The 23,975-nt window shown below is 64.3% G+C and carries 29 protein-coding genes and 1 tRNA gene; 14 read left to right on the top strand and 16 right to left on the bottom strand.

What is annotated here, in order from left to right; translation table 11 throughout:
- The first annotated feature begins 16 nt into the window (after nucleotides 1-16).
- The 11 genes from Cte04_RS02455 (at nucleotide 17) to Cte04_RS02405 (ending at nucleotide 10,046) form a co-directional block, all read left to right on the top strand.
- On the top strand, nucleotides 17-373 hold the full coding sequence (locus tag Cte04_RS02455; protein ID WP_066471146.1) for a hypothetical protein: 357 nt from the start codon (nucleotides 17-19) through the stop codon (nucleotides 371-373).
- Nucleotides 370-831 (top strand): DUF1833 family protein, encoded by a 462-nt coding sequence (locus tag Cte04_RS02450; RefSeq protein ID WP_066471144.1) that lies wholly within the window; start codon nucleotides 370-372, stop codon nucleotides 829-831. The genes Cte04_RS02455 and Cte04_RS02450 overlap by 4 nt, the downstream gene beginning before the upstream one ends.
- A complete protein-coding gene (locus Cte04_RS02445) occupies nucleotides 831-1,235 on the top strand; it encodes a hypothetical protein (protein WP_066471142.1) in 405 nt (134 codons plus the stop codon). Before Cte04_RS02450 ends, Cte04_RS02445 begins: the two co-directional genes overlap by 1 nt.
- The gene (locus tag Cte04_RS21830; RefSeq protein ID WP_066471137.1) at nucleotides 1,226-7,051 is read left to right on the top strand and encodes a host specificity factor TipJ family phage tail protein; all 5,826 of its coding nucleotides are present in this window, start codon (nucleotides 1,226-1,228) and stop codon (nucleotides 7,049-7,051) included. Before Cte04_RS02445 ends, Cte04_RS21830 begins: the two co-directional genes overlap by 10 nt.
- A gap of 188 nt (nucleotides 7,052-7,239) precedes the next feature.
- Nucleotides 7,240-7,944 (top strand): DUF4376 domain-containing protein, encoded by a 705-nt coding sequence (locus Cte04_RS02435; RefSeq protein ID WP_066471134.1) that lies wholly within the window; start codon nucleotides 7,240-7,242, stop codon nucleotides 7,942-7,944.
- A gap of 29 nt (nucleotides 7,945-7,973) precedes the next feature.
- Nucleotides 7,974-8,204 (top strand): hypothetical protein, encoded by a 231-nt coding sequence (locus Cte04_RS02430; protein ID WP_066471125.1) that lies wholly within the window; start codon nucleotides 7,974-7,976, stop codon nucleotides 8,202-8,204.
- 1 nt (nucleotide 8,205) lies between these two features.
- Nucleotides 8,206-8,502: a hypothetical protein gene (locus Cte04_RS02425; protein ID WP_066471123.1), complete on the top strand. Its 297-nt coding sequence runs from the start codon at nucleotides 8,206-8,208 to the stop codon at nucleotides 8,500-8,502.
- A gap of 96 nt (nucleotides 8,503-8,598) precedes the next feature.
- On the top strand, nucleotides 8,599-8,850 hold the full coding sequence (locus Cte04_RS02420) for a holin (protein WP_066471917.1): 252 nt from the start codon (nucleotides 8,599-8,601) through the stop codon (nucleotides 8,848-8,850).
- Nucleotides 8,843-9,391: a lysozyme gene (locus Cte04_RS02415; RefSeq protein ID WP_066471122.1), complete on the top strand. Its 549-nt coding sequence runs from the start codon at nucleotides 8,843-8,845 to the stop codon at nucleotides 9,389-9,391. The genes Cte04_RS02420 and Cte04_RS02415 overlap by 8 nt, the downstream gene beginning before the upstream one ends.
- A complete protein-coding gene (locus Cte04_RS02410) occupies nucleotides 9,388-9,771 on the top strand; it encodes a hypothetical protein (RefSeq protein ID WP_245633256.1) in 384 nt (127 codons plus the stop codon). The genes Cte04_RS02415 and Cte04_RS02410 overlap by 4 nt, the downstream gene beginning before the upstream one ends.
- Nucleotides 9,768-10,046: a hypothetical protein gene (locus Cte04_RS02405; protein WP_066471121.1), complete on the top strand. Its 279-nt coding sequence runs from the start codon at nucleotides 9,768-9,770 to the stop codon at nucleotides 10,044-10,046. Before Cte04_RS02410 ends, Cte04_RS02405 begins: the two co-directional genes overlap by 4 nt.
- A 379-nt stretch (nucleotides 10,047-10,425) precedes the next feature.
- Here the strand turns inward: Cte04_RS02405 and Cte04_RS02400 are convergent, their stop codons facing one another.
- From Cte04_RS02400 to Cte04_RS21730, 4 genes are all read right to left on the bottom strand, one after another.
- Nucleotides 10,426-11,160: a DNA/RNA non-specific endonuclease gene (locus Cte04_RS02400; RefSeq protein ID WP_370671012.1), complete on the bottom strand. Its 735-nt coding sequence runs from the start codon at nucleotides 11,158-11,160 to the stop codon at nucleotides 10,426-10,428.
- Nucleotides 11,147-11,413, bottom strand: coding sequence for a hypothetical protein (locus Cte04_RS02395; protein WP_217997561.1), 267 nt, complete (start codon nucleotides 11,411-11,413; stop codon nucleotides 11,147-11,149). The genes Cte04_RS02400 and Cte04_RS02395 overlap by 14 nt, the downstream gene beginning before the upstream one ends.
- A gap of 216 nt (nucleotides 11,414-11,629) precedes the next feature.
- The gene (locus Cte04_RS02390; protein ID WP_066471107.1) at nucleotides 11,630-11,908 is read right to left on the bottom strand and encodes a hypothetical protein; all 279 of its coding nucleotides are present in this window, start codon (nucleotides 11,906-11,908) and stop codon (nucleotides 11,630-11,632) included.
- Nucleotides 11,905-12,384, bottom strand: a complete 480-nt coding sequence (locus Cte04_RS21730) for a hypothetical protein (RefSeq protein WP_066471104.1) — start codon at nucleotides 12,382-12,384, stop codon at nucleotides 11,905-11,907. Before Cte04_RS21730 ends, Cte04_RS02390 begins: the two co-directional genes overlap by 4 nt.
- 30 nt (nucleotides 12,385-12,414) lie before the next feature.
- Between Cte04_RS21730 and Cte04_RS02380 the strand changes: the two genes are divergently transcribed.
- A complete protein-coding gene (locus Cte04_RS02380; RefSeq protein WP_066471102.1) occupies nucleotides 12,415-13,083 on the top strand; it encodes an SOS response-associated peptidase in 669 nt (222 codons plus the stop codon).
- Here Cte04_RS02380 and Cte04_RS02375 read toward each other — a convergent pair.
- The 3 genes from Cte04_RS02375 to infA all read right to left on the bottom strand — a co-directional run bounded on the left by Cte04_RS02375 (nucleotide 13,055) and on the right by infA (nucleotide 14,087).
- On the bottom strand, nucleotides 13,055-13,546 hold the full coding sequence (locus Cte04_RS02375; RefSeq protein WP_066471100.1) for a thermonuclease family protein: 492 nt from the start codon (nucleotides 13,544-13,546) through the stop codon (nucleotides 13,055-13,057). The two genes, Cte04_RS02380 and Cte04_RS02375, sit on opposite strands and share 29 nt — an antisense overlap.
- 128 nt (nucleotides 13,547-13,674) lie before the next feature.
- Nucleotides 13,675-13,751: transfer RNA gene (locus Cte04_RS02370), tRNA-Pro, on the bottom strand.
- Between the two features lie 81 nt (nucleotides 13,752-13,832).
- Nucleotides 13,833-14,087 carry a translation initiation factor IF-1 gene (infA, locus tag Cte04_RS02365; RefSeq protein ID WP_066471098.1) on the bottom strand — a complete coding sequence of 85 codons (255 nt, stop codon included), beginning with the start codon at nucleotides 14,085-14,087 and terminating at the stop codon, nucleotides 13,833-13,835.
- A gap of 56 nt (nucleotides 14,088-14,143) precedes the next feature.
- On the opposite strand from infA, the gene Cte04_RS02360 reads away from it, so the two are divergent.
- Nucleotides 14,144-14,326, top strand: coding sequence for a hypothetical protein (locus Cte04_RS02360; protein ID WP_157081791.1), 183 nt, complete (start codon nucleotides 14,144-14,146; stop codon nucleotides 14,324-14,326).
- 217 nt (nucleotides 14,327-14,543) lie between these two features.
- Nucleotides 14,544-15,395 (top strand): archaetidylserine decarboxylase, encoded by an 852-nt coding sequence (gene asd / locus Cte04_RS02355; RefSeq protein ID WP_066471095.1) that lies wholly within the window; start codon nucleotides 14,544-14,546, stop codon nucleotides 15,393-15,395.
- Between the two features lie 69 nt (nucleotides 15,396-15,464).
- Here the strand turns inward: asd and Cte04_RS02350 are convergent, their stop codons facing one another.
- From Cte04_RS02350 to Cte04_RS02310, 9 genes are all read right to left on the bottom strand, one after another.
- Nucleotides 15,465-15,734 (bottom strand): hypothetical protein, encoded by a 270-nt coding sequence (locus tag Cte04_RS02350; RefSeq protein ID WP_066471087.1) that lies wholly within the window; start codon nucleotides 15,732-15,734, stop codon nucleotides 15,465-15,467.
- 264 nt (nucleotides 15,735-15,998) lie between these two features.
- Nucleotides 15,999-17,060, bottom strand: a complete 1,062-nt coding sequence (locus tag Cte04_RS02345; RefSeq protein WP_066471910.1) for an NAD(P)/FAD-dependent oxidoreductase — start codon at nucleotides 17,058-17,060, stop codon at nucleotides 15,999-16,001.
- A 108-nt stretch (nucleotides 17,061-17,168) separates the two neighbouring features.
- Nucleotides 17,169-17,498: a ferredoxin FdxA gene (gene fdxA, locus Cte04_RS02340; protein WP_066471084.1), complete on the bottom strand. Its 330-nt coding sequence runs from the start codon at nucleotides 17,496-17,498 to the stop codon at nucleotides 17,169-17,171.
- A 189-nt stretch (nucleotides 17,499-17,687) separates the two neighbouring features.
- Nucleotides 17,688-19,067, bottom strand: coding sequence for a sulfate adenylyltransferase subunit CysN (locus Cte04_RS02335; RefSeq protein ID WP_066471082.1), 1,380 nt, complete (start codon nucleotides 19,065-19,067; stop codon nucleotides 17,688-17,690).
- Between the two features lie 129 nt (nucleotides 19,068-19,196).
- The gene (gene cysD / locus Cte04_RS02330) at nucleotides 19,197-20,129 is read right to left on the bottom strand and encodes a sulfate adenylyltransferase subunit CysD (protein ID WP_066471072.1); all 933 of its coding nucleotides are present in this window, start codon (nucleotides 20,127-20,129) and stop codon (nucleotides 19,197-19,199) included.
- Nucleotides 20,130-20,192: 63 nt separating this feature from the next.
- Nucleotides 20,193-20,816 carry a phosphoadenosine phosphosulfate reductase domain-containing protein gene (locus Cte04_RS02325; RefSeq protein WP_066471069.1) on the bottom strand — a complete coding sequence of 208 codons (624 nt, stop codon included), beginning with the start codon at nucleotides 20,814-20,816 and terminating at the stop codon, nucleotides 20,193-20,195.
- Complete coding sequence (locus Cte04_RS02320) at nucleotides 20,813-21,232, bottom strand: DUF934 domain-containing protein (RefSeq protein ID WP_066471906.1); 420 nt, start codon at nucleotides 21,230-21,232, stop codon at nucleotides 20,813-20,815. Before Cte04_RS02320 ends, Cte04_RS02325 begins: the two co-directional genes overlap by 4 nt.
- A gap of 26 nt (nucleotides 21,233-21,258) precedes the next feature.
- Nucleotides 21,259-23,049, bottom strand: coding sequence for a nitrite/sulfite reductase (locus Cte04_RS02315; protein WP_066471067.1), 1,791 nt, complete (start codon nucleotides 23,047-23,049; stop codon nucleotides 21,259-21,261).
- A gap of 7 nt (nucleotides 23,050-23,056) precedes the next feature.
- A complete protein-coding gene (locus Cte04_RS02310; protein WP_066471064.1) occupies nucleotides 23,057-23,860 on the bottom strand; it encodes a sulfite exporter TauE/SafE family protein in 804 nt (267 codons plus the stop codon).
- Nucleotides 23,861-23,975 lie beyond the last annotated feature (115 nt).

The raw sequence follows: 23,975 nt of genomic DNA, 5'->3' as shown, positions 1-23,975 counted from the left end.
CCTAGCATGCCAGTGCATGGCATCGCTACCTGCATACGTTTCACTGCTCCATACGGGGCAGTCTGAATCCTTCGATCCCGCGATCATCCGCTCTGATATGGAGCGCGGGCTGGCAAAGCAGCGCGTGGGTAACAGCCGCGTGGTGCGCAAGCTCCAGGTGAGCTTGCTGTTCGAGACACGCGAAGATGCGTTGGCGTTCGAGGACTGGTACTTCAACACCATCAAGCGCGTCGGCTTCTTCGATGTGAAGCACCCGCTCACTGGGGCGGTGATGCCGATGCGTTTCGAGAACGCCAACATCGGCGAACTGACGCCTCTCACTGGCGGCTATCACATTGCTTCGCGCTCGGTCATCTTGGAGTACCTGCGATGACCGACTTCCGCACGCGCAACCAGCGCATCACCAACGACGTGGGCCATATCGAGCTGCTGGAGGTCGCCAACCCCAGCTTTTCCGAGCCCATGCGCATATGCAACGATGTGCAGGACTTCGTAAGCCAGGGCATCAGCTATATCGGCCTGCCCTTCGGCTTCACCTTGCCCGACGACACAACGGGTCAGGCGCCGCGCATGCGCTTGACGATGGACAACGTGGGCCGCGGCGTGAGCGACGAGCTGGAGCGCCGGCAGCCGGGCACCACGACCATGGCCAAGCTGATCGTGGTGGCCCGCGATATGCCGGATGTGCACGAGCACGTGTACTGGCTGCCCATGACCAGCGTGAGCATCAGCGGCGCCAGTGCCCAGGCCACGTGCAGCGTGGACGAGCTCATGCGCCGCGCGGCCTGCCTGCAGATCGCCAACCCGCACACGCTACCGGGGATTTTCTGATGCTGGACGCAACGCAGCTTGATCGTTTCGTCGGCATCCCCTACTGCCCGCGCCACATGGACTGCGCCGACCTGGCCCTGCTCGTGCAGCGCGAGCTGTTCTGCCGCGACGTGGTGCTGGCCGGCAAGCGCGCCCGGCCGCTGCAGGCAGACGCCCAGGCCGCGGCCATTGCTGCGTACTGCAGCGAGCTGGGCACGCGCACCGAGCTGCCGCAGGACGGCGATGCCGTGCTGATGCGCGACAGCGGCGTCCCCATGGCCGGGCACATCGGCACCTATTTCTTCATCAACTACGCGCCCCACGTGCTGCACACCTCCCATGCCCTGGGCGGCTCGCGGCTGCACCGGGTGCAGGACTTGCGGGGCTTCGGCCTGACGGTCGAGGGCTACTACCAATGGAAGTGACACGCGCAGAAATCGACGCCATCTATGACGCCGCGGGGCGCCTGGTCGTCACGCCCAATGCGCTGACGCTGGAAGGCCAGCGCAATGTGCCGGCCGATCTGCACCCCGGCGAGACCCTGGCCGCCTTCCTGGCGCGCCATGTGCCCGGCATCGAGTCCGGCGGCTGGACCGTGATGATCGGCGGCGCCGTGGTGCCGCAGGCCATGTGGGCACGCACCTATCCCAAGCACGGCCAGCTGATCGCCTGCCGGGCCCTGCCGCGGCGCTCGGCCCTGCAGCTGGTGGCCATTGCCGCGCTCACGTACTTTTCCGGTGGCATCGCGTCCTCGCTGTACGGCGCCGCCGGCGGCACGTATGTGTCCGCGGCCGCAGGCACATGGATTTCCGCGATCCAGACCGGCGTGTTTGTCGCCGGCTCCATGCTCATCAACAAGGTGCTGGGGCCCAAAGTCACGGCGCCGCAGGCTCTGTCGCAAAAGCAGATCTGGAGCCTGAGCGATCAGCGCAACGCGCCGCGGCCCTATGAGCCTTTCCCCGTGCTGTGGGGAGAGATGCGCGTCACGCCCGACCTGGCCAGCAAGCCCTACGGCTGGTACGAGGGCGAGTACCAGTACCTGAGCACCATCTTGCTGGGCGGCATCAACGTGCATGAGGCGTTCGACCTGGCCATCGGCGACACGCCCATCGGCAGCTACAGCGATGTGGCGCTGTATTTCAACGGCTTTCCGGGTATGGCCAGCCAGGATGTGCCGCTGTACAGCAATGTGGATTCCATCCCCGGCGGCGAATTCGTCAACGGCGGCGACTGGATCACGCGCACGGGCTCGGCGGGCGCCGGCGCGCTGCAGTTGGACATCGAGGGTCAGTTGTACGACGTGGACGGCAAAGGCAACATCGGCCCCAACAGCGTGGACCTGACCATCGAGCATCGCCTCGTGGGTTCGTCGGCCTGGCAGCCGCTGCTGGCCACCACGCTGGTCAACGCCAGCAGCGATGCGCTGCGCCGCACGTTCTCGTTCGACGTGGCCCCGGGCCAGTACGAGGTGCGCGCCAAGCTGAGCGTGCCCCGCTGGAATGACGGCGGATCGGCCGATGCCTGCAAATTCGCGTGGGTGGCGCTCAAGAGCGTGCAGGCCGACACCGCCGACTACAGCCAGTGGGGCCGCATCGGCATCAAGATCCGTGCCTCCGGCCAGCTCAATGGTGCCCTGGACACCGTGCGCGCCACCTACCGGGCCAAGCCCATGCCGATCTGGACCGGCACCGAGTGGGCCACGGCCACCACGCGGGCCAACGGCCTGTCCAACCCCGGCGCCATCCTGCTGCAGACGCTGCGCGGCATCTGGGTGCATGACAAGCAGGGGCGCCGCATCCTGCAGTTTGGCTTCGGGCTGAGCGACGAGCAGATCGACATCGAGGGCCTCAAGGCCTTCATGCTCCACTGCACGGCGCGCGGCTATACCTACGACAAGTGGATCACCAGCAATATGTCGCTGGGCGCCTTCTGCGAGGAGGTGGCCCTGGCCGGCATGGGTCAATTCACGTGGACCGACGGCAGCCGGCCCACGGCCTCGTTTGTGACCAACGGCCAGCCCAACAGCGCCGTGGTCAACATGGCCAACATGCTCAAGGGCGGCTTTGCCGTCGACTACGCGCTCAGCAATGCGGCCGATGGCATCGAGTACCAATGGCTCAGCCGCGACACGTGGGAGATGACCACGCTGCGCGTGGAGGCCCCGGGCGTCACGACCATGCTCAACCCCGCGCGCATCACCGGCGAGGGCATCACGAGCGAGGCCCATGCCGCCGTGATGGCGCGCTACCACTTGGCGCAGAGCCTGTACCAGTACAAGACCATCCACTACACGGCCGATATCGAGCACCTCGACTATCGCCGCCTGTCCGTGCTGTCCGTCAGCCACGATCTGACGCAGTGGGGTTTCGGTGGCCGGCTGATCGCCGCTGAGCGCGTGGGCGGCCAGGTGCGGCTGACGCTGGACGAGCCCGTGCCGCCGCTGGCCACGCCCTATATTGGCCTGCGCGTGCCCGGCGGGCGCGACTACCGTGTGTGGCCCGTGCAGCCGCTGGCGGCCGAGTCCGACGTGCTCACCCTGGTGGGCGCCTGGCCGGCGGATCTCGATTTTCCCGGGGAAGGACTCGACAACCCGGCGCATGACACGCTTTGGTGCTACGACTTCAAGAGCACGCCCGGCTATCGCGTGCGCGTGACCGGTATCGATCCTGAGTCGGACCTCAAGGGTGCCCGCGTGACGGCCGTGCCCGAGGGCCCGGAATTCTGGGACTACGTGCTCAACGGCAACTATGTGCCCGCGCCCAACCAGAGCAGCATTCCGCAGCTGGGCCGGCCTACGGCCAAGAACCTGCGCGTGTCCGAGAAGGTCAACCTGCAGGGCGACACGGAATGGTATGAGCTGTCCTGCCTGTGGGACGTGGAGGGCGACTACGACCATGCCCAGGTCTGGGCCGGCCGTGACGGGTCCGAGCTGCGCCTGGTCGACGGCAACGCCGTGGGCAGCCGCAGCACCTTCCGGATCGACGGGGCTGGGGAGTGGCTGATCGAGGTGCGGCCCTTCAACCCCGGAGGACAGGCCGGCCATGCGGCCCAGCTGCTGTACATCACGACGATGACACAGCTGCCGCCGCGCAATCCCGGCACGTTCGTGGTGCAGCAGGTGGACGGCGGCCTGCGCCGCTTTGCCTGGCTGTACAACGACGGCCGGCCCGCGGCCCTGGCCGGCGTGCAGATCCGCTACGTGCCCGGCGATGTGCCCCTCAACGTGACCATGTGGGACAACATGCAGCCCCTGGGCCAGGCCGATGACGTGTATGCGGCCCAGTTTGAAACCACGAAGCCGGATGCCGGGCAGTGGACGTTTGGCCTTCGCGCCATCGACACGGCCGGCCAGCTGGCCAACGGCATCGTCCGCTATGTGGCCGTGCTGGACAAGGTTTTCGACAACATCGAGCAGCCCGACCTCACGCCGCCGCCCACGCCCACGGGCTTTTCTGTCTCCTCGGCGCTGTCCACCGCGCTGCTGCAGACCGATGCCCCGAACTATGTGGAGGGCCACGGCCCCGACGTGACGGTGTTTTACGTGGCCGAGGTGACGGCGGCTCTGCCTGATCCCGCCTTTGCGGATGCCGTGGTGGCTCTGGAGCAGCCGGGCCACATCGGCTCCACCGCCGTCACCCTGGGCAAGACCTACCGCTGGTGGGCGAAGTGGAAAAGCAAAGACGGCGTGGTCTCTGCGAATCCAACGGCACCGATCGACACCACCATCGGCAAGATCGGCAACGCCGACCTGGGCCCGCTGATCGTCGAGGCTGGCAACCTTGCGGATAACTCTGTAAGTGCTAGCAAGATTGCCGCGCAGGCTATCGATTCGACGAAGTTCGCCAATGGCATCGAGCCGGTGACCATTGTCAGCGGCCCGACCTTACCTACGACAAAGTCCACGAACAATATAACGTTCCAGGGTCAGCTGTATACGTGGAATCCTGTTACGAATAAGTATGAGACTACAGAGTTTAATGGTTTGATTGGCGGTGCGAATCTGGTAAAGAACGCGGCGCTTATTCCAGATGCTACGGGCATGCTTCCGCCTCCGTGGGGCCTCTATAACAACGCGGGCGACGGCTCAAGTGGCTATGTCGTAGTGGCAGGACGTTACCCTAACCGCCGATTGGTGAAGGTTACCAGCAGGACTCCTGTTGCGTACACCATTGGCCTATACCAGACTCCTCTGATATATCTTGACAAGTGGCGCGCAGGTCAAAAATATGTAATATCGTTTAGAGCGAAGACACCGACGCCTACCCTGCTTACGGGCGTTAACCTTGCATGGAATTATGGCCCGTCTTCTATAACATGGTTGACTTCGCAGAATCTGACTGTGCAGGAGACTCTCTATAAGGCTGAAGTAGTATTTGCTGCTGATGCCTTAGCAGAGCTGTTCATTACAGGGACTAATCCGACAAGCGTTATTCCTGCTAATGCTGAAATATGGATTACCGAGCCTCAGGTCGAGGAAGGCGATGTAGCCACGGCTTGGGCACCGAACCCTATTGACATCCAGCCCGGGTCTATCACTTCGGTAGAGATTGCGGATAACTCCATTACCGCCCCTAAAATCGTTGCAGAAGCCATTACTGCTGGCAAGATCGCTGCCAATGCCGTCAGCGCCTACAACCTGCAGGCAAATGCGGTCACGGCAGGCAAGATCGCTGCAGACGCAGTGATTGCGGGGACGATTGCGGCTGGAGCTATCAATGCGCGGGAGATTGCGGCCCGAGCTATCACGACTGAAAAGCTGCTCGTCACGGCTCGTGGCTCTGCGCTGAATGCTGACCCACAACTGGAGGATGTAGCTAATGCCTGGACTATAGACGGTGGCGGGGTAACGCTGGCGTCCGGCGCTGGGGGCAATGCTGCAGGTTCGCGTTGGTTTCAAGCAGGGCCGACTGCTGCTGACAGTAAGGTCTGGGCCCAATCTGTACTTATCGATCCGACACGGACGTACAGGCTGTCTGCGAATCTTTATGCAGACCTTGGCAATGACCGGAACATGTACATCTTTGTGCAGTTCTACGACGATGCCGGTGCTTCAATCCCTACGAATGGCTGGGGCGGAGCTTTATCTGGCTATGTTTATGGCGGTCAACCGCCTGCTGGGGGTTGGTCTCGTCAAGGTGGTCAGTTTGGGGCGGGCGTACCAGGAAAAGCGATTCCTGCCAATGCTCGTCATGTGCGCGTTGGAGTTTGGTTTCAATACACAGGCATCGGGACAAGTGCTGTCTATCAAGGTGCTCAAGACATCCGCCTTGAGATTGCGGCTGAAGCGAATCTGATCGTCGATGGGGCCATCACGGCCGACAAGATCGCTGTCGGCGCCATCGCCGTGGGCACGGCAGCCATCCAGAACGGCGCCATCGTCAACGCGATGATCGGAAACGCCGCCATCGACAACGCGAAGATCGCCAACGTGAGCGCGGCCAAGCTGACTGCTGGCAACCTGGCCGTGGGCTCTTACATCAACTCGTCCAACTATGTTCCGGGGTCGGCGGGCTGGAGCATCAATGCCAACGGCCAAGCCGAGTTTTCCGGCGTGATCGTGCGCGGCGCCGTGTATGCAAACTCCGGCAATCTGGGCGGCATCACGATCAACGGTAATGGCCTCAATGCAGGAGGGTATAGCGGTTACAACTGGCCGCCGGCCGGACAAAGTGGATTTCATCTCGGGCCGAATGGCTTGCTGCTGGGTAATTACAACAACGGCAGATATATTGAGATCAATGCCATCGGAAATATCTATGCGCCTGGGTTCAGGATTGAGAACGGGAATGCATATTTCAGCGGCAGTCTGTCTGGTGCCTCCGGCACATTCAGCGGCACGCTGACTGCGCAGAATATCGTCACAACTGGGAATCTTCAATATAACGCCGCAACGGTGCCGTTATTTGTGCAGGCGGATAACCAGATCAGCCCTGGATCGAATCCATTTATCTCTCTTGGCATTCCTGCATTTGACGGAGCTAGTCAATGCGCGATTGACTTCGGATTTACCTACCAAGCCAGTGCAAACGGCAGTGTGGCTGTTTATGTCGTGCTGCATATTGACGGAGCAGAAGTCTGGAGGACTATCACAACATATGGCGATCCAAGTATGCCATTTAAGTTTTTTAACTTTTCCTGGTTGTTCCATGGAAATGGCAGCGCTCGGAATATCAATCTTTATCTGATCAATGCGGATAACGTCAGAAGTCGATTTATGCGGGCCACGATTTTCAAGAGGTAATTATGAGATACGCAATATGCAAAACAGGTGAGGCGGCGATATTTCAGATTATGGAGGTGCCGGAGGCTTTCGTGAACGATTGCACACCGATTGGATTCGTTGCGTATCCAGTTGGACAGGATGTTTCAGACGCCACCCACATCATCATTGACGGTAAACCGGTACTTAAACCATAGGAGTAAATATATATGCCGATTATCAAAACCATTTCCACGGGCAACGGCATCACCGGCGCCGCGCGCATCGAGCTGGCCAAGCTGCTGCGCCACATCCCTGGCACGGACCTGTCGGCTCCCGCCGGCCTGGAAGTACAGGTCAATCTGTACCCGACCCTGGCCGATGCCCGCGCCGGCACGGGCCTGCTGTGGCAGCTGTACCCGACGCTGCCTGTCAGTGCCTACGACCCGGCGGACCCCTTTGGCAGCCTCGAGCGAGCGCTGATCGACACCCAGGGCGGCGACTTCTTCGGCGGCAGCTACGCCCCGGAAGAGGTTGTCACCACGCTGGACATGGCAAAGGCCAGCAAGTGGGCCGAGATCAAGGCGATCCGCGACCAGCTGGAATGCGGCGGCTTCAACCTCGCCGGCGTGGGCCGCTTTGACTCGGACGCCGAGAGCCGTGCGCGCATCGTCGGCGCGGCCATGGCCGGCAAGATCGCCCGCGATGCCGGCCAGCCCTATGCCATCCACTGGACCCTGGCCGACAACACCACCGTCGAGCTGGATGCGGACGGGATCATCAATGTGGGCTTTGCGCTGCTGGCCCACGTCGATGGCATCCACCAGCGCTCCCGCGCGCTGTATGCGCAGATCCAGGCCGCCGAGACCCCTGAGGCCGTGGCCGTCATCAGCTGGGCGCCGCCGGCTGAGCCCGAGCAACCCGCCCAAGCCTGACCCCATCACTATCAAGAAAGGAAACCACCATGAACACCGAAATCCATCCCCGCCTGAATGAAGTCCTGCAGAGCAACGTCGGCAACAAGCTCACGCCCGAGCTGTCCGCCGGCATCGTGGGCACGCTGCAGCAACTGATGAACACCATCGCGCAGGAGGCCTATGTCGCGGGCCAGGAGGCCGAGCGCAAGCGAGCAGATGAAGCAGCAGCAGCGCAGGAAGCGGCCGTGGTGACGGACGTTGAAGCCAAGGCGGCCTGACATGGACTGGACGCCTGCACTTCACGCGCTGATCGCGCTGCTGGCCCAGCTGCTCGTCGGCCTGCTGTCCGGCAACTGGTGGCTGGGTGGCGCGCTAGCTTGCAGCTGGTGGGCCGCGCGCGAGCACACCCAGGCCGAGTACCGCTACATCCACGCCTTTGCCTGCGGCAAGCGTGAGCGCATGCCCTGGTGGGGTGGCTTTTACTGGAGGTGCTGGGATTGGCCCAGCGTCCTCGATGCGGCGGCGCCTGCCGCTGCCTGCCTGATCTTTTACTTCGCGGCGACTTGCATCGAGTAGCCATTTGCGTGAGGCCTCCCTCCCTAGCATCCCTGAGCTATGTCCACAGTCGGCATGCAAGTCCGCTGTGGTGCTCAGAAGCAAAGGGAGTTGAGAGTGAGCAATACAGCGGAAAACATAGCAGTCGTTGGAGGTAAAGCCGCCACCTATGGCGGTGCGGCCGGGGCCGTGGTGAGCGGCCTCTCGATCTCGGAATGGGGTGTGGTCGGCGGCCTGCTGATCGCCGTGCTGGGGTGGGTCTGCACGCAATACTGGTCCTGGCGCCGCGATCAGCGCGAGGAGCGAGAGTCGGCCGCCCGGCTCGAGATGAAGTTTGGCGCGCACTGGGAGGACCGTTGCGATGGCTGATCCTGTGCCCACGAAACCCAGCATCCCGGCCGCTTTGGCCAGGAAGGGCGCAATCCCGGCCGCGCTGCTGGCTGCGCTCACATCCCCTCTGGCCTTCTCGACGCTGGAGCGCCTGGAGGGCAACATCCTCGAGGTGTACCGCGACAAGCTGGCCAACGGTATCCCGACGTACTGCGCGGGCCGCACGGACTGGAGCGCCAAGCCCGGTACCAAGCTGACCAGCGACCAGTGCCGGGAAGTCAACAAGGCCACGCTGCTGGAATACGGCTACACCATCCTGAGCTGCGTGAACTGGGACTACCTGACCGCGCGCCGCCTGATCGGCCTGACGATGTTCGCCATCAACGTGGGTAAGAAGGGCGCCTGCGCCTCCCAGGCCGTGCGCCAGATAAACGCAGGGAATGTGCTGGCCGGCTGTGACCTGATCGCGCACACGCCCAGCGGGGCGCCGAACTGGTCGTATGCCAACGGCGTGTATGTGCAGGGATTGCAGAACCGCCGCCAAGCCGAGCGGGCCCTGTGCCGGGAGCAGGGCGCATGATGGGGCCGAAGGTGCTGCCCGCCATGGGCCTGGCCCTACTGGCCAGCCTGGCCGGCAATGTGATGCTGGCGCGGGCCTACCTGGGCCAGCGTGACGCCGCAGCTGCCGCGGCTGAGCGAGTGACGAGCGTGAAGGGGGAGCGGGATGGTGCGCGATCGCTGGCAAACGCCTGCAGCGATGCCGTCCAAGACCTGCGCGAGCAAGCGGAGAAGCGCAAGAGCGAAGCCGACGCTGCCCGATCCCTGGCCGCCGGCAGGGCGCGCGACCATGAGCGGCGGGCCGACGAGATCCTGGCCACGGCGCCCGCGGTGCCGGGTGACGCATGCGCGAGCGCGCAGCACCAGGTGGATAGTTGGCTGCAGCGGAGGGCACGACCATGAAAGCCGTGTTGCTGATCGCTTTGCTGGCCCTGGCCGGCTGCCAGAGCGCTCCTGTACGTGTCGAGCTGCAGCGGGTCAATGTGCCGATCCCGGTGGCCTGCGCTGAACCCATTCCCGTGCGGCCGGTAATGCCGACCGACCAACTCGAGCCTGGGGTGGCGCTGGACCAGTTCGTGCGCGCGGCACAGGCGGAGATTGAGCGCCGCGAGGGCTACGAAACCCAGCTGCGGGCGGCCCTCGAAAACTGTCGGCGGTCAGTCGAAGAGCCGATCTGATTTCTCAATATCGTCGCGAGCACGCAGTTTTCAGCGCATCATCTTGATGAGAGGCCGTAAACCTGTATATCGGCCGTTTGGTGGATGTGTCTCCTGGTCCTGTCTGCGATCATGAGGTTGCGTTCCCCACCATCCCCAGCCAGTGATCACTGAAGGAAATGCCGGAAATGATTCGCAGCAAATTTAGAGTTTCACTGGCTGTGTGCGCTGCAATTTCGTGCATAGCGGGGATTGTGTTTGACGTCCTGAGCCGCCATGCAAATATTGAGCTCTGGATGGTCGCAGCACTTTTGCTGCTCCTAAGCAGTATGGTGCTAATTGTTCTGGGGCAGGAGTAATTCTGCGGCGTTACGTTGCGCCTGCCGCCGGTGGGCTTTCTTCATTTCAGCAGGTGCAATCCAGTACGGCGCACAAAGTCCTCGTAGCTCATCGGTGGGCTTGCGCGTTCGTCGGCCGCGTTACGCTGCACATGCACCCAGCTGCGGCCTGTCGTCGCGTCATAGACCAGCTTGAAGAAGTGGCTCGGGACACGGACTCGGTTCTGGCCGATGACTTCCTTCACTCCCTCAAACAAGGGGCCAGTGATAACGAACACATCGCCCCGCGCCCGCTCGATGTAGCGCCGCGTGTCTTTTTCAATCCGGGACCATGCGCCGCCGTTGTGCTTTGGGTCTTGCGGGGCCATGTTCGCCAAACTGAAGCTCTGGGCCTTGCCCTCGGGCGTGCTCATATCGCCGGCCGGCGCCATGTGGCCGCGCGAGTAGCCTGAGTGCTTGTAGTCCTCGAGCTCGGCCCGCTCGGCACGCGGCAGCCGCGCCTCAGCATAGAAGCGGTCGCGGCGCTTGAGTTCGCGGCCCTCCTGCAGCATCTGGGCGTTGAGGCGCTGGGCGACGAACACGGGCGTCTTTGTCTGGCCACTGTGCAGCACCGCGAACTCGCTGAAGCACAGTTCACGCTGGTGGGGCTGAGCCGGAATGACCGGCGCGCGGCCGCCTGGAAAAAACTGCGGGCAGTCCGCAAATCCGCTGGCGCTGGCAAGCAGGGGTAGGGCGGCCAGCAGCAGGGCGCCCAGATTTCGGGAGAGTCGTGACATGGAACGGCTACGGCAGCTCAATGGTGGTGAGGTCGATCACCTCGCCGTCGATGCCGATCATCTCGCCCTTCGTGGTTTCATCGATCTCCACAGGCACGCCCCACATCTCTCCCGGGGTGCGCATTGAGTTCATTTTGTCGAGCTGCCGGGCTTGGTCGCCAGGTAGGCGGATCAATTTGGGGTATTTGTTGGAGTGCTTGCGCCAGTGCTGCATGAACGCATGCGTGACGCGCTGGTGGACGGTTGCGATGGGGGATTTCTCGGTATCTGCCATGGCGGGCATTGTCGCGCAGTCAGAAGGGCGCGGGAGAGCGCACGACCTCTGCCGGGCCGGGCCCGAAATAGACGACCCCCTCTGGGAATGCCTCTACAAGCACCCAGCCCCCGGACATGGGCTCCACGGCATAGCCGTCCGGGTTCCCGGGCAACACGCGTTCACGCGGCAATCCGTACCGGCCCGGCGTCCGGAGCAGGGTCGGGTGTAGTGGGGTCAAAGGGTGAGCTCGCATCTCCACTCCTGTGCATACCATGCGCCACCCACGAATTCGAGCCCGGAAAATTTCATTGTGCCGACAAAAATCGAGATGAGCTTAGGCTCAAAGAGCTGCTGGCCGGAAGCCCCCAGCAGTTGCAGAACGGGCACGGTGCGCGGTTCGTCGGGTGATATGCGCAAATGCGTTAATTCCAGCTCGCCGACGGCTCGCATTGTTGGACGGTCAGGGACGCTGAGCCGGCCTCCTGAGCGCAGCAGCGTCACATGGGCTTTCATGGCAGCGCATCCTCGGCGATCCACCGCTTAAGCATGCCGATTGGATCTGGGCTAAGTGCGTGAAGTTTTGCGGGACAGTCAGCGAGAAGCTGTGCATGAAACATCCGGACAGCTGTATCGAACGTCGGCATATCACCCTGATCGGCCCGATCTTCAGACCACCTCAACCAGCGCGCCAGAAACTCGTCTTTCACGCTTGACGCATCGAGCTTGCCAATGACTTCAGCGTAGGTGGGGCACCAGAAATACTGCTGCCTCACCTTCCTCTGCGTGTAATTGCGCCGCTCGAATCGTAGGCGCACCCGTCCCATCATCAGCGCGTCCACCTCGACTTCGATGGGCCCGGCCACGGTATCGGCCGGTGGGAGCGTTTTCCCGGCGACTGCAATCTCGACGCCGGTGATGCGGCCAAGGCAGCCGTTTGTCGATTCCTGCATTTCATCACCTCGCAAAAACACTGTGTATTTATACAGCATATTGCGGGCGTGTGTTGTTAGTATGTGCTCATGTGCAATCGCTATAACACGCCCACGGAGACGGAGATCGAGCGCCATTTCAGGATCGGGCGGCAGTCGCCTAATCGCTGGTGGACTGATGAGCGCATTGACATCTTCCCGCGCGCGCAGGGGCCTTTCATCCGGCGCACCCACGACGATCCCGGCTACAGCCGCGAGCCGGTGGTAGGGCAGTGGGGGCTGATACCGTGGTTCGCGACGGAGAGGGCGCTCAAGTACTCTACGAACAACGCCCGCTCCGAAGAGTTGGAAAGCAAGGCCAGCTACAAAACGCCATGGGCGCGTGGCCAGCGCTGCATCATTCCCGCGTGGACCTTCGACGAGCCCAATTGGGAATCAGGGAAAAACGTATGGTGGAGGTTTGCCCGCAAAGATGGTGAGCCGTGGGCGCTGGCGGGCTTGTGGAATCGCTGGAAAGACCCAGGAAGCGGCGAGATCGTGGAGAGCTACACGATGCTGACGATCAACGCCGATGCGCACCCGCTCATGTCCCGCATGCACAAGCCTGACCCGAAGCTTCCATCGGGAAAGCAGGACAAGCGCAGCGTGATTCCGATCGAGATGGAGGATATCGATCAGTGGCTTGCCGGGACGCAAAAGGAGGCCTCCGAACTCCTTCGGCTGGCTCCGGTCAGCGTGTTTGACGCTGCTCCCGTGTGAGCTTGCGCCAGTCCCAGGGCGCAACTGGCTCAGGGTCTTGCCACAGGCCGACGCGACGGGCCCGGGCCTCTTGCTCTGCAAACTCGTACTGCCCACGCTCTTGGGCTGACTGCTCGCGGGCGTAGGCGCGGTACCACCAGACCATGCCCTTGGACACCATGGCCAGGCCCACGTCCAGCGTCTTCGCCGGCCCGGTGGCCTCGTCGGGCTTCACCCAGACGCTGCAGACATGGCGCTTGTAGCGATCGAGCTTGTTGCAGCGCAGCACGGCGTCTTTCTGGAATGCCAGCTCCGCCAGTGCCTGCCGTGCTCGCTCCCCGAAGGGCTGCCGGCGTTCCGGTGCGTCGATGCCCTGCAGTCGGATCTTGACCTGTTCATATTCGCCCGGCTGGCCGCAGCGGGCCGTCAGGGTGTCACCATCGGAGATGCCGACGACGAGGCAGATGAGGGTTGTTGCGAGCATGGAGGAAGTCTATCCAGGCCGCGGAGTGGGGGGGAAAAAAGAGGGGTGCGAACTCTCAGGCGTTAGAAAGTTCGGAATTGGTTAGAAAAAGGGCTTACGCAATTTCTCACGTAAGCCCTTATCTTTTATGGTCGGAGCGGCGGGATTCGAACTCGCGACCCTCTGCTCCCAAAGCAGATGCGCTACCAGGCTGCGCTACGCTCCGTAAGCTGGCATTCTAGCCCGGAAACAGGCGTGCTTTTGGGAAAGCGCGCTTTTTTTATGCCGTTGCCGGGCTTTTGCGGTCTCAGCGCGAACCGCCCGAGGGGGCCGGGCCGCGGTTGGCCAGATGGCGGAAGGTAATGCGGCCCTTGGTCAGGTCGTAGGGCGACATTTCCAGCGACACCTTGTCGCCAGCCAGAATGCGGATGTGGTGCTTGCGCATCTTGCCGCCGGTGTAGGCGATCAGCTGGTGACCGTTGTCCAGCGTGACGCGAAAGCGCGAGTCGGGCAAGACTTCCGTGACGGAGCCTTGCATTTCAATCAGTTCTTCCTTGGCCATATGTTCAATCTCTCAGGTAAGTCGTCAGCGGCGCTCGTTCGTCAGGTCCACGGTGCATGGCCTGGAACGTGGGCAGCAAGCTCACGCGGCTACTGGTGGATGTGCTGCGCTCAACCGCGCAGACCGAACAAAAGGCCGATATCAATCACAGAAGGGACACGAAAAACAGCGTGCACCTCAGCCCGTCGATTGTAACCCGCCGGTTTTCCCCTTGTGCGCTGCAGCAGGATATACCGTAGCGGCCAAGACACGGTGCAAGCGGGCTGCAGGCCCGGCGGTAGGGAAAATGCCTGCCGGAAGTCTGTGGCCGGTTTTCACCTTTGCTGAGGTAATTCATGATGGTTTTGCTTGAAACCTGGGCCCAAGATGCAAAGTATTCTGCGCACGGCCTGGCACACCACCGCGCTTGGCTAGAATCCCGCGTCACCGTCTATAACTTTGATAGCAAACCACACTGTGTCTGAACGACTCGCCGTAATCTCACAATATTTGCTGCCCAAGCAGGCGCTTACCGCTGTCATGGGCCGCCTGGCGCAGGCGCAGGCCGGTGGGTTGACCACAGCCGTCATCCGGCGCTTCATCGCGCGTTACGGTGTGGACATGGCGGAGGCCGCGCAGCCCGATCCCGCAGCCTATGCCACCTTCAATGCCTTCTTCACGCGCGCGCTCAGGGACGGCGCGCGTCCGCTGGCGCAGGCCGACTGGATCTGCCCGGTGGACGGGGCCATCAGCCAGTTCGGTGCGATCGAGGGCGAACAGATCTTCCAGGCCAAGGGCCATCATTACAGCGCCACCGCCCTGGTCGGCGGCGATGCCCAGCTGGCGCGCGCATTCGACAATGGCAGCTTTGCGACCATCTATCTGAGCCCCAAGGACTACCACCGCATCCACATGCCATGCGCAGGCCGGTTGCGGAGCATGATTTATGTGCCCGGCGACCTGTTCTCGGTCAACCCCGTGACGGCGCGCGGCGTGCCCGGCCTGTTCGCGCGCAACGAGCGCGTGGTCTGCGTGTTCGATACGGCGCACGGCCCCATGGTGCTGGTGCTGGTGGGGGCGACCATCGTGGGCAGCATGGCCACCGTCTGGCATGGCGTGGTGAATCCTCCGCGTCCGGGCCGCATCCAGCGCTGGGATTACAGCGGCGAGCAGGCGGTGGAGCTGGCGCAGGGCGAGGAGATGGGGCGCTTCCAGCTGGGGTCCACTGTGGTGCTGCTGTTCCCCCAGAGCGCGGGCGTGCGTTTCAACGCGCAGTGGCAGCATGCCGGCGCGGTACGCCTGGGCCAGATGATGGCGCAAAGGGCGTAGGCCGGAGCCATCACGAACAAAGGCCGCTGACGTCGGGGACGTCAGCGGCCTTTTTGCATGCAGCGCTGGTCAGAGGTACCAGGTCAGCGTTTCGGGGCGGCGCTCGGTGGTGAACGTCGTGGGAGCCAGGCTCAGGCGCTCGGGCTTGACGGGCTCTTCCTGGCCTTCGAGGTAGACCATGATTTCGCGGCGGCGCAGGATCACGTGGCTGACCTTTTCGCGTCGGCCGTTCTGCGTGACTTCGGTGCCGGGATGGAACAGCGGCATCTGGAACAGGCCACTGCGTGAGGCAGCCGGCGTTGCAGCCGGGGTGGGGGCTTCTTGGGGTGCAACCAGCATAGGCGTCCAATAGTGGTGATGTACTGGCTATCGGCAGCTGCCGCGCAAACTGAAGGCCGGGAACCGAAAAAATAATAGCGCCATGCCGGTGGTGCCTGCGCCGGCCTTCTGCGTTCGCCAGCCTGGAACTGTCGGGACTGGATGTTTTGATAGCAGCTTGCGCATGCTCTTCATGGTTTCCAGATGGATCAATGGCTGAAGCCAAGGAGGGCATTGCGCTGGCAGCTTCTTAAAGAGGAGTGGATGGCGCAATGCCTGCAGGCATCACTGTGCGCCGGGATGCGCGACGCCCAGGAATCCGTGCAGCTTGGCGCTGGTCGTCGTGTATTGCAGCAGCGGCTTTTCCCCTTGCAGGTATTCGGCGGCGGCAAAGGCGGCCATGGTGGCCTCGTGGAAGGCGCAGAGGATGAGCTTCTTCTTGCCCGGGTAGGTCACGATGTCGCCCACGGCATAGATGCCTGCCGCGCTGGTGGCCTGGGTGGCCGGGTCCACCACGAGCTGCTTGCGCTCGATGGACAGGCCCCAGTCGCTGATGGGGCCCAGGCGCGGCGAGATGCCGAGAAAGACCAGCAGCATGTCGATGGAGAGCAGATGCTCCCGGCCCTCGCCGTCCATCCACTGTACGGCACCGAGCCGGCCGGCCGCATGCCGCACTTCGGTGATCTGGCCGATCACGACCTCGATGGCGCCGCTGTCGCGCAGCTGCCGCAGGCGGGCCAGCTGCTGCGGTTCGGCCTGGAAGGCATCGCGCCGGTGCATGAGATAGGTTTTGGCGGCACCCGAGCCACCGGACGACTGGGGGCCGTCACAGGAGGATGCACACGCGATGGCGGCGTTCACCGCCTCCTCGTCGCCGCCATAGACCAGCACGGTGTGGCCCGAGGCCATGTCCAGCTGCAACGGGTGGTAGTGCAATTGCTCGGGAAGCAGACCGTCGACGCCGGGCACCTTGAGCGCCTTGGGCACGAAGGCGCCGACACCGGCGGCCATGAACACGCTGCGCGCGGCGAACAGGGTGCCCGCCGTGGTCTGCGCCAGCCAGCGGCCGTCGTCGCGCTGCTGCAGCGACTCGACCTGCTGGGACAGGTGGCGCGGCACCTGCATGGGAGCGATCTGCCGCTCCAGCAATTGCACCAGTTCGGCGCCCGTGCAGACGGGAATGCCGGGGATGTCGTAGATCGGCTTGTGGCCGTACAGCTGGGCGCACTGGCCGCCGACATGGGGCAGTGCGTCGACCAGATGGGACGCAATCCCTTGCAGGCCGAGCTGGAAGGCCTGGAACAGCCCTGCGGGGCCGGCACCGATGATCAGGGCATCGGTTTCAATGGGAGAGGCAAGGAGGGGATTCGCGCAGGAGGTCTGCGGGGCCTGGGAGGCGGGGGCTGGAGTGGCGCTCATGCCGGCAAGCGTAGCGCACACAGCCCCGGCAGCGGCTTAGCGCTCCAGCAAATCCATCTTGTTCGGCTTGCCATTCCACTCGTCTGCGTCGGGCAGCGAGGCCTTGCGCTTGGTGATGCTCTTCCAGCCCTTGGCCAGGGACAGCTCGGCGTTGAGCTTGATGAAGGCCAGCTGGTCGGCCGGCACATCCTCTTCGGCAAAGATGGCATTGGCCGGGCATTCGGGAATGCACACGGCGCAGTCAATGCATTCGTCGGGATCGATGACCAGGAAGTTCGGGCCTTCGCGGAAGCAGTCCACGGGGCAAACATCCACGCAATCGGTGTATTTGCACTTGATGCAGTTTTCGGTGACGACGTGAGTCATTGGGGTTCTATTTATAAGAAAAGGGTGGCTGAAACCCTGCAATTCTAGGATTTTTCCGCTCGGTGCCAGGACGGGCGGTGCAAAGCTGGCTGGCGCGACGCGGTTTCAGGGCTGCGCGCCATGCCGGCGGGCTGCCGCTGCCGCGCGCCGATGCGCTGATTCCGGCGCACCGGCTGCGCGCGGCGGCGTTCAGTTCACCAGGGCCGCGCCGGCCGTGGCGTGGCTGGCCGTATCCACGAGGATGAGCGAGCCCAGCTGGCGCGCCCTGGCAAAGGGCGCGGCGGGAATGGCTTCCTGCAGCACCAGCTCCACCTGGCCGATGGCGTTGGCTTCGAGCTGCTCGGCCGCTTCCTGCGCCAGGGTGTTGATGTTGAGGCGGTGCTGCACGCGGCGCGCCTTGGCCTTGACCCAGCGGTGGCCGTGCAGCGCCCAGTACACGCGGCCGGGCAGCAGCGGCTCGTTGTCCATCCAGGCCACGGTGGCGGTCAGCTCGCGGCTGGCGGGCCAGGGGCTTTGTGCGGCGGGCGTATCGAAATCGTCCTCGGCGGCCTGGGCTGCCACGGGCGCGGCCACGATCCAGTCGCCGCGCGATACGTCCACCTCGCGGTCCAGCGTGATGCCGGCCGACAGGCCGGCATTCACGGTCTTGGGCACGCGTGCATGGTCGATGACCTGGGCCACCGTGGCCAGCTGGCCGCTGGGCAGGATCTGCACCTGGGCACCGACCTGGGCCGCGCCCGCGGCCACGCGGCCCCAGAACACGCGGCGGCCCTGGCTGGTGTCGGCCGAGGAGGAGAACTTCTCCACCCACTGCACAGGGAAGGCCAGCGGCAGCGCCACGTCGGCCGGGGTGTTGGGCAGCTGTTCCAGCAGCTGCAGCAGGCTGGGGCCTTCATAGCCGGCCCAGCCGGCCTGGGCGTTGACCACGTTGAAGCCCTTGAGCGCCGACACGGGCACGGTGGCGGCCACCCGGATGCCGGCCGACTGCGCGAACTTGTGCAGTGCGGCGCCGATGTGGGCAAAGGCCAGCGCCGGGTCGGCCACGGCGTCGAGTTTGTTCACTGCGAACACCAGCGAATGCACGCGCAGCAGGTGCACCAGCAGGCTGTGGCGGCGCGTCTGCGGCAGCAGCTGCAGATCGGGGTTCTTCCAGTCGAGCTTGGTGGCATCCACCAGCACCACGGCGGCGTCGGCGCTCGAAGCGGCCGTGACCATGTTGCGGGTGTACTGTTCATGGCCGGGCGCGTCGCCGATGATGAACTTGCGCTGCTCGGTGGCGAAGTAGCGGTAGGCCACATCGATGGTGATGCCTTGCTCGCGCTCGGCTGACAGGCCGTCGGTCAGCAGGGCCAGGTCGGTCTCGCCCGACTTGGTCACGCCGGCCAGGTGATCCTGCAGCACGGCCTTGGTGTCCACCAGCAGGCGGCCGATCAGCGTGCTCTTGCCGTCGTCCACCGAGCCGCAGGTGATGAAGCGCAGCGCGGAGGCATGGTCGGAATTTGGGAGAGATTGGCCTGCAGCGCTTGATGTGATTGCGCCAGCAGCTACGGATTTGATAGTTTCAGTCATCGCATTCTTTCTTTGATCAGGCACAGCCCAACGGAGGGACTCCGAGGAAGCGCCGCCGCGCATCGAGGGTGTCGTCCCCCTCCCGCGAAGCGAGAGAGGGGGAAGCGGCGCAGCCGCTCGGGGGGAGCCTTAGAAATACCCGTCCTTCTTGCGCTTTTCCATGGAGGCTTCGCTGGTCTTGTCGTCCATGCGGGTGGCGCCACGCTCGCTGACCTCGGCGGCCAGGGTTTCGATCACGATGTCCTCGGCGGTCGCGGCATCGCTTTCCACCGGGCAGGTGCAGGTGATGTCGCCCACGGTGCGAAAGCGCACGTCGCGCACCACGACCTGCTCGCCTTCGCGCGGCGGGGTCAGAGGAGTGACCGGAACCAGCAGGCCCTTGCGCTCCACGACCTCCCGCTGATGGGTGTAGTAGATGCTGGGCAGGGCGATGTTCTCGCGGGCGATGTACTGCCACACGTCCAGCTCGGTCCAGTTGCTGATGGGGAACACGCGGAAATGTTCGCCCGGGGCGATGCGGGTGTTGAACAGCGTCCACAGCTCGGGGCGCTGGGCCTTGGGCTGCCATTGGCCGAAGCTGTCGCGGTGGGAGAAGATGCGCTCCTTGGCGCGGGCCTTTTCCTCGTCGCGGCGGGCGCCGCCGATCAGCGCGTCGAAGCGGAATTCCTCGATGGCCTCGAGCAGCGTCACCGACTGGTGCACGTTGCGCGATTCGCCGGGATGGGCCAGGCGCACCGTGCCGCGGGCCATGGAGTCCTCCACGCTGCGCACGATCAGCTCGGCGCCAAGCTCCTTGGCGCGCTGGTCGCGGAAGTCGGTCACCTCGGGGAAGTTGTGGCCGGTGTCGATCATCAGCAGCGGGTAGGGAATGCGGCCGGCTCCGAAGGCCTTCTCGGCGCACTTGAGCATGACCAGCGAATCCTTGCCGCCCGAGAACAGCAGGGCGGGGCGCTCGAAGGCGGCAGCCACTTCGCGCAGGATGAAGATGGTTTCTTCTTCCAGTGCGTCCAGATGGCTGTTGCTGAGGTGAGTCAGAACGGAAGTGTCAACACGGGCATTCATTTGTTTTCCAATCAAACAGGGCTCTGGCGCTTGTGCATCAAGCGCTGACAGCTATCGTTTTTCTTAGTGGGCGAGATGGAGTCCGCACTCGCGCTGCTCTTCGCCCTTGGTCGGGTCCACATAGTCGAAGTTGTTGGGCAGGCCGTGCTTTTCGCAGTATTCGTACAAATCCTTGGACGACCAGTGCAGCAGCGGCGCCACCTTGATCAGGCCGTCGGGGTTGATGCTCACCGGCTCCATCTGGGCGCGCACGGCGCTGTCGGTGGCGCGCAGCGCGGTGAACCAGACCCGGGGTGCGGTCTCGCGCAGGGCGCGGGCGAACGGCTCGAGCTTGACTTCCTCGGTGAAGGCCGCGTGGCGTGGATCGTCGAGCGCGGGCGTGGGGCCTTCGACGGCCTCGCGGTGGGCGCGCGAGCGCAGCGGCAGGTAGATCTTGAGATTCAGCCCCAGCTGGCGGGTGACTGCGTCGGCGAACTGGTAGGTGGCCTCGGTGTTGTAGCCGTTGTCCATCCAGATGACGGGCACGTCGGGCTGCACCTGCGTGACCATGTGCAGGATCACCGCCTCGAACGGGCGGAAGTTGGTGGTGACGATGGCGCGCTGGCCCAGGCCCAGCGCCCAGTTCACCAGCGCGGGGGCGTCGCGGCCCAGTTCGGCGTTGATGCGGGCGAGATCGAGGGTGCTCATGCGGCCTCCCTGGCAGTATCGCTCGCGGTATCGCGGGCGAACAGCGGGCGGGGCTGCAGCGCATCGCCCTGGTAGAAGCCGTGGTAGCGGGCGAACTGTCGCTCGGCGGCCTCAGCATTCACGCCTTCGGCCAGCACGGCGCTGGTGAAGCCGCTGCGGGCCATCTGCACCAGCTGGTCGATCAGCACGTCGCCGGTGGCGCGGATGTCGCCGGTGAAGCCGTAGCGGCGGCGCAGCAGCACGGCCTGGCTGAAGGCGCGGCCATCGGTGAACTTGGGAAAGGAGAGCTCAATGCGCTCCACCCCTTGCAGGGCGCCGCTGGCGGCGATCTCGGAGAGCTCGGCGTCGTTGGCGATCTGCAGCGTCTTCAGGTCGGCGTCGCTGGCGGGTACGGCGTTGGCAGCAATGATTTTCATGGTGTTTTTCTCGTAGGTCGGCTGCGTCATTCGGCCAGGGCTTCTTCGGCCTGCCTGGGGTGGCGGGCGGCGTTGGCGGCGGCCTTGAACGGGTCGTGGCCGATGCGGCGCAGTGCGTCGATGAAGAACTCGCCGGGCTTGCGCAGCTCGCGGAAGGTGGTCAGCACGGCCTCGATCACGTCGGGCACTTCGGCAGCCGAGAACGAGGGGCCGACCACCTTGCCGGCGATCGCCGGGCCGGAGAGCGTGGAGCCGTCGGCGCCGCCCAGCGTGATCTGGTACCACTCCTTGCCGTCCTTGTCGACGCCCAGGATGCCGATGTTGCCGCTGTGGTGGTGGCCGCAGGAGTTGATGCAGCCGCTCATGTGCAGGTCGATGGGGCCGAGGTCGAACACCTCGTCCAGGTCCTGGTAGCGCTCGGTCAGCGCCGCCGCGATGGGCAGCGAGCGGGCGTTGGCCAGCGCGCAGTAGTCGCCGCCGGGGCAGGCGATCATGTCGGTCAGCAGGCCGATGTTGGGCTGGGCCAGGCCCAGGGCGCGGGCGGCTTCGTACAGCGCCGGCAGGTCGGACTCGAAGACCCAGGGCAGCATCAGGTTCTGGTCGTGCGTCAGGCGCGCCTCGCCGGCCGAGAACTGGTCGGCCAGCTGGGCCAGCGCGTCGATGGTGTCGGCGTCGGCGTCGCCAGGCGCAAAGCCCACGCGCTTGAACGACAGGGTGACGGCGCGCATGCCGGGCAGGCGGTGGCCGCGCACGTTCTGCTGCAGCCAGCGCTGGTAGAGCTGGCCGTCGGTCTTGACGGATGAGGGCAGGTTGGCGGGCTTGAGCTCGGGCACCACGAAGTTGGCGCTCACGCGGTCCAGCTCGGCCTGGGTGATGGTGTGCGGGGCGCCGTCCTGCGCCACGATGGCCTGGTATTCGGCCTCCACCGCGTCGATGAACTTCTGGCCCTCGGCCTTGACGAGGATCTTGATGCGGGCCTTCCACTTGTTGTCGCGGCGGCCGTAGCCGTTGTAGACGCGCACCACGGCCTCGATGTAGTTGAGCAGCTGGTTCCAGGGCAGGAACTCGCGCACCACGGTGCCGATCACGGGCGTGCGGCCCATGCCGCCGCCGACCTTGACGGTGAAGCCGACTTCGCCTTCGGCATTCTTGAGCGCCTGCAGGCCGATGTCGTACCAGCCGGTGGCCGCGCGGTCCTCGGCGGAGCCGTTGAAGGCGATCTTGAACTTGCGCGGCAGGAAGGCGAATTCGGGGTGCAGCGTGCTCCACTGGCGCAGGATTTCGGCAAATGGACGGGCATCGACGATGCTGTCCTCGGCAATGCCTTCGTAGGCTTCGCTGGTGATGTTGCGGATGGTGTTGCCGCTGGTCTGGATGCCGTGCATGTGCACGCTGGCCAGCAGGTCCATCACGTCGGCGGCCTTGGTGATGGGAATCCAGTTGAACTGCACGTTGGTGCGCGTGGTGAAGTGGCCGTAGCCGTACTTCAGCGGCGCGGCGGCCAGCGTCAGCCCGGGCTGGGCGGCCTGCAGCTGGTCCTGCGTGGCCTGGGCGTGGGCCAGCAGCTCGGGCTCGGGCTTGTCGTATTCGCGGGCGATGCGGGCCAGCATGCGCAGCTGGGCGCTGCTGATCTCGCCATACGGCACGGCGATGCGGGCCATGGGCGCGTAGCGCTGGATGTACCAGCCGTTTTGCAGGCGCAGCGGCAGCAGTTGCTCGTCGGTCAGCTCGCCGCGCTGCCAGCGCTCGAGCTGGTCACGGAACTGCTGGGCGCGGAGCTTGACGAATTGTTGGTCGAATTCTGTGTATTGGTACATGGTGGGATCAGATCAAAACCAGTTTGGCGCCCGCCCAGGCGAGCAGCACGGAAAGAAGCGAACGGATCAGGCGCTCCGGCGTACGGGTGACCAGGCGGGAACCCAGCCAGATGCCGGGCAGCGAGCCTGCCAGCAGCTGCGCGAGCAGCGGCCAGTCGATGGAGCCCAGCGTGGCGTGGCCCAGGCCTGCCAGCAGCGTCAGCGGCACGGCGTAGGCGATATCGGCGCCGATGATGCGCGGCAGCGGCAGGAGCGGGTAGACCAGCAGCAGCACGGTGACGCCGATGGCGCCCGCGCCGACCGAAGTGAAGGTGACCAGCGTGCCGATCACGGCGCCCAGCAGCACGGGCAGGCTCCAGTGCCGCGGGCGCAGCGCATCGGGGCCGCTGCCGGCGCGGCGGCCTTGTTCCTCGCGCTGGCGCTTGTGGGAAAACACCACCACCTTGTAGAGCGTGGCGCTGGCCGTCAGCAGCAGGGCCAGCCCCAGCGTGGTGGTCATGATGTGCTGGGCCTGCGCACTGGCCGGGCCCAGCTCCCTGAGCGCCCACAGCGCCAGCAGCGCCGCCGGGATGCTGCCCAGGCACAGTTGGCCGACCACGCGCCAGGGCACCAGGCGCTGGCGGGCCAGGCTCACGGTGCCGCCCATCTTGGTGAAGGCCGCGAACAGCAGGTCGGTGCCGACGGCCAGATAGGGCTTGACGCCAAAGAAAAAGATGAGCACAGGCGTCATCAGTGAGCCACCGCCCACACCCGTGAGACCGACGATCAGGCCCACGAAAAAACCAGCAAAGATGAACGCGAACTCGTGCATGGGGCGAACTGTAGAGGGGCCCCTTATAAAAACAAACGATTATTTTGTCCTTCATATATATCTGAAAATGCATTTGCTCCTTTGCCACATCCGTGCAGGCCGGATGGCGGCAGGA

The sequence above is a fragment of the Comamonas terrae genome (genome assembly GCF_001544075.1).
GTDB lineage: Bacteria > Pseudomonadota > Gammaproteobacteria > Burkholderiales > Burkholderiaceae_C > Comamonas > Comamonas terrae.
The sequence above is the reverse complement of the archived record's forward strand: the minus strand, read 5'-3'. Positions and strand labels throughout refer to the sequence as shown.